This window comes from Sphaerotilus hippei, assembly GCF_003201595.1.
Lineage (GTDB): Bacteria > Pseudomonadota > Gammaproteobacteria > Burkholderiales > Burkholderiaceae_C > Sphaerotilus > Sphaerotilus hippei.
Map to the genome: position 1 here is coordinate 79844 of NZ_QJJS01000011.1, position 13778 is coordinate 93621.

A 13778-nucleotide genomic window follows, 5' to 3' on the forward strand; every position below is an offset into this window, starting at 1 on the left:
GGACCGCCGCTGTCCCGACATGAGCGCAAAAAGGCGGGTGTGAGCCCGCCTTTTTCGGCCCCGGTGGTGGATGGGCCGTCAGGAACCGAAGAAGTCGCCGCTGTCCAGGTTCTTGAGTTGCGTGCCCAGCAGCTTGATCTCCATGTCCGCCGAGCCGTCGCCGTCCAGGTCGATCTGGATGACCGAGTCCGATGTCGTCAGGCCGGCGCCGTAGGCCGCCCCGTCGACGGCGCGGATCTCGGTCTGGCCGATCGTGCCGGTGAAGGCGCTGCTGCCGACATAACCCATCGCGCCCTGCACCATGCCCAGCAGGTAGAGCTGGTCGATGGAGGTGGTGGCCGTGCCGGCGTTGAAGCCGGTGATGGTGTCCACCGACACCCCGGTCGACTCGGACGCGTTCTTGTAGAGGAAACGGTCCGCGCCGGCCCCGGCGGTGATCGTGTCGGCGTCGGCACCGGCATACACCGTCGCTCCGGTCTTGCCGGTGATCAGGATGGTGTCGGCGCCGCTGCTGCCGATCACGCTCTCGACGCTGTTGGCCGCCAGGCGACCGGCATCGAGCATCGTGACCGTGTCGGTGCCGTTGGCCGCACCGACCACGCTCTCGACCGAGGACACCGACACCGAGGCCGAGCTGAGCAGCGTCAGCACGTCGGTGGTGGCCGTGGAGCCGAGCACCGTCTCGATCGCCGAGGTCTTGATGGCCCCCGTCGTGCCCATGGTCAGCACGTCGATGCCCGACGAGCCGGTGATGCTCTCGACGGCACGCACCTCCAGTGCCCCTGCCGAGGTCATCACCACCGCGTCGGTCGCGGCGCTCGAGCCGACCACGGTCTCGACGCCGCTGACCCGGTAGGTGCCGGTGGCCAGCAGGTTGACCACGTCGGTGCCGGTGCTGCCGAGCACCGTCTCCACCGCGGACACCTTGATCGAGCCTTCGCTCAGCAGCGAGACCACGTCGTTGGTGCGTGCGCTGCCCAGCACGGTGTCGATGCCCGACACGCTGAGCAGGCCGCCGGTGAGCATGGTGACGATGTCGGTGAGGCCGGTCGTGCCGATGACACTCTCGACCGCGCTGACCCGCACGTTGCCCGCGGTGATCAGCGTGAGCACGTCGACGGTGCCGGTGCTGCCCAGCACGGTCTCCACGCCGCTGACGGCCATCAGGCTGTCGAGCATGCGCACCGTGTCGACTCCGGCCGAGCCGAGCACCGATTCGACCGCGCTGGTGGCCAGGGTGCCGGCGGCCAGCAGCGTGACGATGTCGGTGCCGCCGGAGCCCAGGATGCTGTCGATCGCGCTGACCCTGATGCTGCCGGCCGTCAGCAGCGTCAGCGTCTCGACGTTGCGGCTGCCGACCACGCTCTCGACGCTCGACAGCGCGACGCTGCCGGCGTTGAACAGCACGACCTGGTCGGTGGTGTCGCTGGAGCCCAGCACCGTCTCGATGCCGGTCAGCTTGAGCATGCCGCCGCTCAGCATCGTCACGGTGTCACCCGTGCCGGTGGTGCCGGTGATGTTCTCGACCGCGCTGACGCTCACCGACACCTGGCCGCTGCCCAGCAGCGTCAGCGCGTCGGCGCTGGCGGTCGAGCCGATCACGGTCTCGACCGCCGAGGTGGCCAGCGTCGCGGCGGCCAGCAGGCGCACCACGTCGGTGTTGCCGGTGCTGCCGGTGACCGTCTCGACGGCCGAGACCGACAGGTCGGCGCTGGTGAGCATCTGCACCGTGTCGCGGCCGCTGGAGCCGACCACGCTGTCGATCGACGAGACCGCCAGCGTGCCCGCGCTCAGCAGGCGCACGACGTCGGTGGTCTCGCTGGTGCCGGTGATGGATTCGACCGCGGACAGCGCCACCGTGCCGGCGGCCAGCATCACCAGGCTGTCGGTGCTGCCGGCCGAGCCGAGCACGCTGTCGATGTCGGAGATCACCACCGTCGCCGCCGTGGCCAGCGCGAGGATCTCGGTCGTGCCGGTCGAGCCGATCACCGACTCGATCGCCGAGATCGTGACGGTGCCGTTGGTGCCGGTCAGCGTCAGCGTGTCGCTGGCGCCGGCCGAGCCGGTGACGGTCTCGATCGCGCTGGTGCTCAGCGCGCCGCCCGACAGCATCACCACGGCATCGGTCTTGCCGGTCGAGCCGACGACGGTCTCGACGTCGCTGACGCTGAGCGTGCCCTGGGCCAGCAGTTGCACCACGTCGGCGGTGTCGAGGCTGCCGATCACCGTGTCGACCAGGCTGACCGACACCGTGCCGCCCTTGAGCAGGCTGACGATGTCGGTGGTGGCCGCCGTGCCCAGCACGGTGTCGATGTCGGAGACCGCCAGCGAGCCGGTGGTCAGCATCGTGATGATCTCGGTCACGCCGGTCTGGCCGTAGATCGACTCGATCGCCGAGACCGCGACGGTGCCGGCGGCCATGACCTTCAGCAGGTCGGTGCTGCCGGCCGAGCCGACCACGGTCTCGACCGCGCTGGTGCTCAGGCTGCCGGTGGCGTCCATGCGCACGACGTCGCGCCCGGCGCTGCCGACCACGGTGTCGACGGCCGAGACGTTCAGCGTGCCGGCAGCCAGCAGCGTGACCACGTCGGTGGTGTCGGCCGTGCCGACCACCGATTCGATCAGGCTGACGCCCACCGAGCCGGCGGTCAGCAGCGTGATCACCTCGCCGGTGCCGGCGGTGCCGATCACCGATTCGACCCCCGAGACGACCAGGCTGCCGGTCGTGCCCAGCGTGACCACGTCGCTTGCGGCGGTCGAGCCGATCACCGTCTCGATGGCCGAGACCATGATCGAGCCGGCGGCCAGCAGGGTGACGATGTCGGTGGTGGCGGTGGTGCCGACCGCCGACTCGACGCCCGACAGCGCCACCTGGCCGGTTTCGCGCATCGCGACGGTGTCGCGCCCGATGGAGCCGACCACCGATTCGATCGCCGAGATCGACAGCGTGCCGGCGGTCAGCAGCGTGATCGCGTCGTCGCTCTGCGCCGAGCCGGTGACGCTCTCGACGCCGCTGACGGCGAGCGCGCCGCCGTCGAGCAGCGTGACGGCGTCGCTGGCCGCGGCGCTGCCGACGACCGTGTCGACGTCGGAGATGGCCACCGCACCGGCGGTCAGCAGGCGCACCACCTCGGTGGCGCCGGCGGTGCCGAGCACGGTGTCGACCTGCGAGACCGACACGTCGGCGCCGACGATCGACAGGATCTCGGTCTGGCCGTTCTGGCCGATGACCGACTCGATCCCGGTGACCTGCAGCTCGCCACCCCCGAGCACGGTGATGACGTCGGTGCCGGTGGTGCCGACCGCGCTCTCGACCGACTGCACGCTCAGCCGGCCGGCGGCCAGCAGCGTGACCTGGTCGGTGGTGTCGCCCCCGCCGATCAGGGTCTCGATGCCGCTGACGCTGACCGAGGCGCTGTCGAGCAGCGTGATGGTGTCACCGCTGCCGCTGGAGCCGATCAGGGTCTCGATGCTGCTGACGGCCACGCTGGCCAGGCTCAGCAGGGTCAGCACTTCGGTGGCGGTGGAGCCCAGCACGCTCTCGACGCTGCTGACGGCCAGTGCGCCGGTGGTGCTGGCGCTGTCGATCGTCAGCGTGTCGGTGCCCGCCGAACCGATCACGGTGTCGACCTCGCTGAGGCTGACCGCGCCCTGGGTCAGCAGGCGCACGAGGTCGGTGGTGGCCGTGGTGCCGACCACGCTGTCGACCAGCGAGACGCTGATCGCGCCGGCCGACAGCAGCGTGACCTGGTCACCCGCGGCGGTCGTGCCCAGCACCGTCTCGATGCCGGAGACGGCGACCTCGCCGGTGGTCAGCAGGTTGAGCGTGTCGGTGGCCGCGGCCGAGCCGATCACCGTGGCGATGTCGGAGATGCCGACGGTGCCGGTGGCCAGCAGCGTCAGCACGTCGCCGCCGCCGGTGCCCAGCACCGATTCGATCCGCGAGACCGACAGGCTGCCGGTGTTGAGCAGCGTGACGGCGTCGCCCGTGCCGGTGCTGCCGATGACGGTGGCCACGTCGCTGACGGCCAGCGTGCCGGTGGCCAGCAGCGTGACCACGTCGGTGCTCGCGCCGGTGCCGAGCACGGTGTCGACGCCCGACAGGCTGACGCTGCCGGTGGCGAGCAGCGCGACGACGTCGCTGGCCTGGGTGGTGCCGATGATCGATTCGACCGCGGAGATCGCCAGCGTGCCCGAGGCCAGCATCGTGATCACGTCGCCGACGGCCGTGCTGCCGGTCACGGTCTCGATGCCCGAGATCGCCAGGCTGCCCGCGCCGAGCATGTGCAGCGCGTCGCCCGCGCCGGTGGTGCCGATCACCGTCTCGATGGCGGTGATGCGGACCTCGGAGGCGGGGGTGTCGAGCAGGGTCAGCACGTCGGTGCGGCCGGTCGAGCCGGTCACGGTCTCGACCGACGAGACCGCGATCGCGCCGCCGGTCAGCAGCGTGACGGACTCGTTGCCTCCGGCGTCGCCGATGACGGTCTCGACGCCCGAGACCTTGATCGCATCCCCTGCGGACAGGTGCACCTGGTCGGTGACGCCCGAGGCGCCGAGCACCGTGTCGATGCCCGAGACCTGGACCGAGCCGCTGTGCAGCAGCGTGACGGTGTCGTTGGTGGTCGTGGTGCTGCCGACGACCGTGTCGATCGACGAGATCGACACCGCCGACTGGTTGCCCGCCAGCGTCAGGCTGTCGCTGCCGGTGGTGCCCAGCACGGTCTCGACCGCGCTGACGGTGAGGCTGCCGGCGCTCGCCAGCGTGACGATGTCGCTGCCGGCGCTGCCGATGATGGTGTCGATCGCGTCGATGCGCAACTGGCCGCTGCTCAGCAGGGTCAGCGTCTCGTCGGTGGCGGTCGTGCCCACGACGGTGTCGATGGCCGAGAGGCTCAGCGCCGTCTGCGTGCCGCTCAGCGTGACGGCATCGGCCGCGCCGGCGCTGCCGATCAGCGTCTCGACGCCGTCGACCACGATCGAGCCGCCTTGCAGGATGCGCACGACGTCGGTGCCGGTGCTGCCGGTCAGGCTCTCGATGGCCGACAGGCTGACGCTGGCGCCGTTGCCTTCGAGCGTCAGGTGATCGCTGCCGGTCGAGCCGATGATGGACTCGAAGGCGCTGGCGCTGATGCTGCCCGCGCTCAGCAGGCTCAGGACCTCGCCGGTGGCGGTGGTGCCGGTGGCCGAGTCGATGTCGCGCACGGCCAGCGAGCCGCCGCTCAGCAGCGTCACCGCCTCGCCGACCACGGTCGTGCCGATGACGGTGTCGACCGCGCCCACGGCCAGGCTGTCGCCTTCGTTGGCCAGCGTGACCACCTCGGTCTGGCCGGTGCTGCCCAGCACGCTCTCGACGTCCGAGACGGTCAGCGAGCCGCCGTTGAGCAGGCGCACGACGTCGGTGCTGTCGACCGAGCCGACCACCGACTCGATCGAGGAGACGGCCACGGTGCCCGTGGCCAGCAGGGTCAGGGTCTCGGTCGCGCCGGTGCGGCCGATGACGGTGTTGATGTCGGAGACCGACAGTTCGGTGCCGGCGTTCAGCGTGACCACCTCGGTCAGCGCCGACGCGCCGGTGACGCTCTCGACGTCGGAGATCGCCAGCGCGCCGCTGGTCAGCATCACGACGGCGTCGCTGGTGTCGGTGCTGCCGATGACCGACTCGACCGCCGAGACCTCCAGCGTGCCGCCGGCCAGCATCTGCACCTGGTCGTTGTTGGCGGAGGTGCCGATGACCTGCTCGACATCGGAGACGCCGACCAGGCCGCTGCCCATCAGGCGCACGACGTCACCGGTCAGCACCGAGCCCTGCACGGTCTCGATGCCCGAGATGGCCAGCGTGCCGTTGGTGAGCATCGTCGCCACGTCGGTGCCGGTGGTGCCGGTCAGCGTTTCCACGGCGGACACGCTGACCGCCCCTTCGGTCAGCAGCACGACGCTGTCGTTGGTCGCGCTGCTGCCGGTGACGGTCTCGAAGGCCGAGATCCGCACCGTGCCGCCGCCGAGCAGCTGCAGCTCGTCGCTGCTGTCGGTCGTGCCGATCGCGCTCTCGACGGCCGAGATCGCCAGGGTGCCGGGGGTGGTCAGCGTGACGATGTCCGCGACACCCGACGAGCCCTGCACGGTCTCGACGTTGGCCACGCTGAGCGGGCCGGTGCTGAGCATGCGGACCAGGTCGGTGCCCGACGAGCCGGTGATGCTGTCGACGGCGGAGACGGCCACGGTGCCCGAGGACAGCAGCTCCAGCTCGTCGGTCGACGCGGTGGTGCCGATGACGGTCTCGATGTCGCTGGCCGACAGCAGGCCGGTGGTGGCCATCGTCAGGGTGTCGGTGCCGGTCGAGCCCAGCACGGTCTCGACCTGGGAGATGCGCACGGTGCTGGCGCCCAGCAGCGTCAGCGTGTCGCCCGAGGACGTGCCGCCGATGACGGAGTCGATGTCCTGCACGCTCAGCTCGCCGCTGTCGAGCAGGCGCACGGTGTCGACCACGCCGCTGCGGCCGATCACGGTGTCGATGTCCGACACCGCCAGGCTGCCCGCGCTCAGCAGCGTCAGCACCTCGGTGGCGCCGTCGCTGCCCAGCACGGTCTCGATGGTCGACAGCGCGATGCTGCCGCCGTTGAGCAGGGTCAGCGTGTCGGTGCCCGAGCTGCCCAGCAGGGTCTCGACGTCGGAGACGGCCACCGAGCCGGCGGTCAGGAAGCGCACCGTGTCCGTGCCGGCGGTGCCGACCACGCTGGCCACGGCCGACACGCCCAGCGTGCCCGCGGCCAGCATCTCGACGGTGTCGTCACCGCCGGTGCCGATGACGGTCTCGACCTCCGAGACGGCCAGCGTGCCGCCGGTCAGCAGCTGCACGGCGTCGTTGCCGGTGGAGCCGAGCACGGTGTCGACCTCGCTGACCCGCACCGTGCCGCTGGCGAGCAGCTGCACGGTGTCGACCGAGGCGATGTTGCCCAGCACCGTCTCGACGGCGCTGACGGCGATCTCGCCGCCGTTGGCCATCGTGACCCGGTCGGTGGCGGCCAGCGAGCCCAGCACGGTCTCGACGTCGCTGACGGTCACGCCGCCCGCGGTCAGCAGGCGCACGACGTCGGCGCTGTCGCCGGTGCCGATCACGCTCTCGATGCCGGAGATGTTCAGGGTCAGGTCGGTGCTGAGCTGCACCACGGTGTCGCTGCCGGCGCTGCCGATGACGCTGTCGACCTGGTCGACCGTCAGCTCGCCGGCGGCCAGCAGCACGACGCTGTCGGCGCTGCCGGCCACGCCGGTGACGCTGGCCACGCTGGAGACCGACACCTGGGCCGCGCTCATCAGCGTCAGGTGGTCGCCGGCCTCGCCGGTGCCGATCACCGATTCGACCTGGCTGACCTGCAGCGCGCCGGTGGTCAGCAGCGTGACCACGTCACGCGTGCCCAGGCCGCCGATCAGGGTCTCGACGTCGGAGATGGCCACCGAGCCGCTGGTCAGCAGCTGCACCAGGTCGGCGCCGGTCGAGCCCAGCAGGGTCTCCACCGCCGAGATCGCGATCGTGCTGTCGACCAGCAGCTGCACGGTGTCGGTGCCGGTCGAGCCGATGGCGCTGTCGATGTCGCTGACGCTCAGCGAGCCGGCGCTGAGCATGCGCACGGTGTCGGCCGTGCCGCCCGCGCCGGTGACGCTCTCGACCTCGCTGACGTAGACCGTGCCCGCGGTGCCCAGCGTGACGTGGTCGGTCAGCGCCGACGAGCCCAGCACGCTCTCGATGCCGCTGACGGTGAGCGCGTCGCCGGTCATCATCTGCACGATGTCGATGCCGTCGCTGCCCTGCACCGACTCGACGTCCTGGACCGCCACCGTGGCGGCGGTCAGCAGGCGGACCTCGTCGGTGCTGCCCGACGAGCCGGTGACCGTCTCGACGGCGGAGATGCTGACGACCCCGTCGGTCAGCAGCGTGATCGCGTCGGTGCCGCCGGCCGTGCCGACGACGCTGTCGACGTCGGAGATGGCGAGGGCGCCACCCTGCAGCAGGTGCACGGTGTCGGCGCTGCCACCGCCGGCGGCGATGACGGTCTCGACATCGCTGACCGCGAGCACGCCGTCGGCCGTGGCCTGCGTGACCACGTCGCTGGTGCCGGCCGAGCCGATCACCGAGGTGATCTGGGCCACCGTGACCGCGCTGCCGTCGAGCAGCGTCAGCACGTCGGTGCTGCTGCCGGTGCCGGTGACGGATTCGACCTCGCTGACCGCCAGCGAGCCGGCGACGGCCAGCGTCACATGGTCGGTGCTGCCGGTCGAGCCGATCACCGACTCGATCGCCGAGATCGACACCGTGCTGCCGTCGAGCAGGCGCAGCACGTCGCTGCCGGTCGAGCCGATGACGTTCTCGATGTCGCTGATGGCCAGCGTGCCGGCGTTGCTCAGCGTGACGGTATCGCTGCCACCCCCCTGGCCGATCACGGTCTCGACGTCGGAGACGCTGACCGTGGCGTTGGTGTCCATCAGGCGCAGCTCGTCGTCCGAGGCGGCCGAGCCGACGATGCTCTCGACGGCCGACAGCGCGAGCGTGCCGCCCGACAGCATCACCAGCGTGTCGCTGCCGCTCGCGCCGGTGACGGTCTCGATGCCCGAGACGGCCAGCGTGCCGGCGGTGAGCAGTTCCACCACGTCGGTGCCGGTCGAGCCGGTCACGGTGTCGATGGCCGAGACGCCGATCGTGCCGGCGTCGAGCAGGTGCACGACCTCGGTACTGGCGGTGCCGCCGATGACGGTCTCGACCGCCGAGACCGACAGCGTGCCGGGGGCGACGCGCAGGATGTCGGTGCCGCCGGAGCCGAGCACGGTGTCGATCTGGTTGACCGTGACCTGGCCCCCCGCCGAGGCGGCCAGGGTCACGACCTCGACCGCGTTGGCCGAGCCGGTGATGCTGTCGACCGCATCGGCGCCGCCCGAGACGGTGAGTGCGCCACCGCCTTGCAGCGTGACCCGGTCGGCGCCGCTGGTGCCGGTGACGGATTCGATGCCGGCCACCGTCAGGCTGCCGGCGGTGAGCAGGGTGACCTCGTCGGCCGTGCCGGCCGCGCCGATCACGGTCTCGACGTCCGAGACCGCCAGCGTGCCGTCGGTCAGCATCGTGACCACGTCGGTGCCGGTGGAGCCGAGCACCGATTCGATCTCGGTCACCGACATGCCTCCGCCCGTCAGCATCGCCAGCGTGTCGGTGCCGGAGGTGCCGACCACGCTCTCGATGCTGGAGACGGCATGCGTGCCGCTGTCGCCGAAGGTGACGGTGTCGACCGAGCCGGCCGCGCCCAGCACCGTCTCGACGTCGCTGGCCAGCAGCGCACCGCCGCCGGCGAGTTGCAGCACGTCGGTGGTGCCGCTCGAGCCGGTCACGGTCTCGATGCCGGTCACCGACAGGCTGCCGCTGAGCATGGTCACGGCGTCGGCGCCGGTGGTGCCGACGACGGTGCCCACGCTGTCGGCCGCCAGCGTGGCGCCGCTGCCTTGCAGGTGGATCACGTCGGTGGCCGCGCCGGTGCCGACGACCGACTCGACGTCCGACAGGCTGACCGCGCCGCTGGCCAGCAGCGTGACCGTGTCGGTGCTGCCGGCCGTGCCGATGACGCTGTCGACCGCGTTGATGGCGACCACGCCGGCCGCGTCCCCCAGCACGATGGTGTCGATCAGGCCGGACTGGCCGATCACGGTCTCGACCTCGCTGACGGTGACGCTGCCCCCGCCGTTGAGGTGGAGCTGGTCGGCGCCGGTCGAGCCGATCACGGTCTCGATCGCGGAGACGGTGACCGAGCCGCTGGCCATCGTGACCACGTCGGCGCCGGTCGTGCCCAGCACGGTGGCGACCGAATCGACGGTCAGGCTGGCGGAGGTGCCCAGCGCCTGGATCACGTCCGCACTGTGGCCGGTGCCGGTCACGCTGGCGATCGCCGAGACCGCCAGCGGACCGCTGGAGAGCAGGGTGACCGCATCGGCGGCATCACCGGTGCCGATCACGGTGTTGATGTTGCCCACGCTGATCGCGCTGCCGGTGTCCAGCAGCGTGACGGTCTCGTTCAGGCTGGCCGTGCCCAGCACGGACTCCACCGCGCTGACGGCCACGCTGCCGCCGCCCAGCAGCGTCAGCGCATCGGTGGCCGCGCTCGAGCCGGTGACGGACTCGACCGCCGAGACGGTCAGCGAGCCGGTGGCCATCGTGATCGCGTCGGTGCCGGTGGTGCCCAGCACCGTCGCCACGCTGGAGACGGTCAGGCTCGAGCCCGTGCCCAGCAGCTGGGCGACGTCGGTGGCGTTGCCGGTGCCGGTGAGCTGGTCGATGTCCTGCAGCTTGACGGTGCCGGTGGCCAGCAGCGTGAGCTGGTCGGCGGTGTCGGTGGTGCCGATGACGGTGTCGATGGCCGAGATCGCCAGGCTGGTCTGCGTGCCGCCCAGCGTCACGACCTCGGTCAGGCCGGTGCTGCCGATCACCGTGTCGACGTCCTGCAGCGTGATCGCGCCGCTGGTGATCAGCACGATCTCGTCGTCGCTGTCGGCGCTGCCGATGACGGACTCGACGCCGGAGACCCGCATGATGCTGCCGGTGCGCATCGTGACGGTGTCGGTGCCGGTCGACCCCAGCACGGTGTCGACCTCCTCGACCATCACCGGCGAGCTGTCCTGCAGCTGAAGGGTCTCGTTCTGGCCGCTGGCGCCCAGCACGGTGTCGATGGCCGAGATGCGCACGGTGCCGTTGGACAGCAGCGTCAGCGTGTCGGTCGCGTCGGTCGTGCCGATGACGGTGTCGACCTGCTCGACCGCCAGCGTGCCGGTGGTGGCCAGGCGCACGCTGTCGCTGGCCGCGGCCGTGCCGGTCACGGAGTCGATGTCGCTGATGACGATGCTGCCCGAAGTCAGCATCACCACCGTTTCCGTGCCGTCGGTGGTGCCGATCAGCGATTCGACGCCGGAGACGGCCAGCGTGCCGGTGGTCAGCAGCGTGACCGCGTCGGTGCTGCCGGTGCTGCCGATCACGCTGTCGATGTCGCTGACGGCGAGTGCCTCGGCCGTCAGCATCTGCACGGCCTGGGTCACGCCGCTGGCGCCGAGTACGGACTCCACGCCCGAGACCTTGAGCAGGCCGGCGTCGGTGAGCTGCACCACGTCGGTGATGGCTGCCGAGCCGAGCACCGTGTCGATGGCGGAGATGCCCACCGTGCCGCCGTTGAGCAGCGTCACGGTGTCGATGGTCGAGACCGTGCCCACGACGCTGTCGATGTCGCTGACGCTCAGCGTGCCGGCGGTCAGCAGCGTGACGGTCTCGGTGGTGTCGGAGGTGCCGATGACCGTCTCGACCCGCGAGACGGCCAGGTTGCCCAGCGTGGCCAGCGTCACCACGTCGGTGCCGGCCGAGCCGAGCACCGACTCGACGTCGCTGACCGAGACGCTGGAGGCGCTCAGCAGCTGCAGCGTGTCGGTGCCGCCCGAGCCGGTGACGCTGTCGATGGCCGAGATCGCGACCTGGCCGGCGGTCATCAGCGTCAGGGCCTCGGTGGTGTCGGTGGTGCCGATGACGGTGTTGATGTCGGAGATCGACAGGCTGTCGCCGGCCGCGCCCAGGCGCACCACCTCGGTGGTCGAGGCGCTGCCGGTGACACTCTCGACGCCCGAGACCGTCAGCGTGCCGCTGGCCATCAGGCGCACGTCGTCGCCCGCATCGGTCGAGCCGATCACGGTGTCGACCGCGCTGACCGACAGCGTGCCGGCCGCCAGCAGCTCGACCACGTCGGTGGTGGCGGTGGTGCCGTAGACGCTGTCGATGCCGCTGATCGACACGGTGCCGGTGCTCAGCAGCGTCAGCGCGTCGGTGGTCTCCGAGGTGCCGATCACCGTCTCGACCGACGAGACGGCCATCGCGCCGGTCGTCGCCATCGTGATCACGTCGGTGCCGGCCGAGCCGATGACGGTGTTCACGTCGCTGACGCTGACGCTGTCGGCGGCGAGCAGGCGCACCGTCTCGGTGGCCGCGCTGCTGCCGATCACGTTGGCCACGTCGGAGATGCGCACGCTGCCACCGTTGAGCAGGTGCAGCTCGTCGGAGCTCGAGCTGGTGCCGATCACGCTCTCGATGCCCGACACCGACAGCGTGCCGGTGGTCATCAGCGTGACCGCGTCGGCCGAGCCGGTCGAGCCGATGACGCTGGCGACGTCGCTGATCTGCAGCGAGCCGGTGGTCAGCAGCTGCACGATGTCGTTGATGTCGCCCGTGCCGGTCACCGTCTCGACGCCCGACAGGCGCACGGTACCGGTGGCCAGCAGCGTGACGGCGTCGCTCGCGCCGGTGCTGCCCAGCACGGTCTCGATGTCGCTGATCTCGACGGCTTCGCTGGCGAGCAGCTGCAGCGTCTGGCTGCCCGCGCTGCCCAGCACGCTCTCGACGCCCGAGATCCGCAGCGTGCCGGTGTTGAGCAGGCTCAGGGTGTCGTCGGCCGAGGCCGAGCCGATGACGGTGTCGATGGCCTGGACCGAGACGCTGGCGTTGTTGAGCAGCGTCAGCACGTCGGTGGTGGCGCTGGTGCCGACGACCGCGTCGATGTCGCTGACCGCGAGCGGGCCGGTCGACAGCAGCGTGACGGTCTCGGTGGTGTCGGCAGTGCCGACCACGGTCTCCACGCGCGAGACGGAGAGGTTGCCGGCCTGGGCCAGCGTCAGCACGTCGGTGCCGGTGGAGCCGAGGATGCTCTCGACGCCTTCGATCGTGACCGAGCTGGCGCTCAGCAGGTTCAGCGTGTCGGTGCCTGCCGAGCCGGTGACGCTGTCGATGGCCGACAGGGCCACCGTGCCGGCGGTCAGCAGCGTGACGGCCTCGGTCACGTCGGTGGTGCCGATGACGGTGTTGACGTTGGCGATCGACAGGCTGTCGCCGGCGTTGGCCAGCTGCACCACCTCGGTCAGCAGGGTGCTGCCCAGCACGGTCTCGACGCTGGAGAGGTGCACCGTGCCGCTCGACAGCAGCGTCACCTCGTCGCTGGCGTCCGACGAGCCGGTGATGCTGTCCACGCCGCTGACGGCCACGCTGCCGACGGTGAGCATCGTGATCGCGTCGGTGGTCGCGGCCGTGCCGATGACGCTCTCGACGGCACCGACCTCGATCGAGCCGGTCGACAGCATGCGCAGCGTGTCGGTGCCCGCCGAGCCCAGCACCGTCTCGATGCCCGACAGCGCCAGCGACGAGTCGGTCAGCAGGCCGATGGTGTCGCTGCCGGTGGAGCCGATCAGGGTCTCGATGCCCGACAGGTGCACGGTCTCCGGGTTGGCGGTGGCCAGCGTGATCGCATCCGATCCGCCGGCCGCGCCCAGCACCGACTCGATGCCGCTGATGGCGATGCTGCCGTTGGCCAGCAGCGTCAAGGTGTCGTCGATGGCAGTGCCGCCCTGAATGCTGTTCAGGTCGCCATTGATGACCACACCGTTGATGTCGATCGAATTCGCCATGTGCTGCTCCGGCTGCGATCGTTGCGTGATCGAGCACAAATGAAAAAATGGTCCGGCGGGACGCCGGGAGGCGATTCGTGAAAAGTAACCACCCGCAACAGGCTATCGGCCGGTCCATCCCCTTCTTGAGGGGTTTCTGGGGGCGAATCACCGGGCGCGGGCGGATTTCCATGCATCGCACTGACACTGTGAGGTGATCGGGGGCGGGGCCAGGGATGGATCAGCGTGGGCAGGGGCGGCCTTTTTCAGGCACCGCCGCGCTCGCGCCGGCTTAAGCTGGGAAGGTCCATATCCCCGTCCCACGGCGCTTCATT

At 70.8% G+C, this 13778-nt stretch carries 1 protein-coding gene; it reads right to left on the reverse strand.

Annotation, left to right across the window (positions count from 1 at the left end; genetic code table 11):
* Window positions 1-78: 78 nt before the first annotated feature.
* Complete coding sequence (locus C7444_RS12705) at window positions 79-13464, reverse strand: hypothetical protein (protein ID WP_110401226.1); 13386 nt, start codon at window positions 13462-13464, stop codon at window positions 79-81.
* Window positions 13465-13778: the final 314 nt, after the last annotated feature.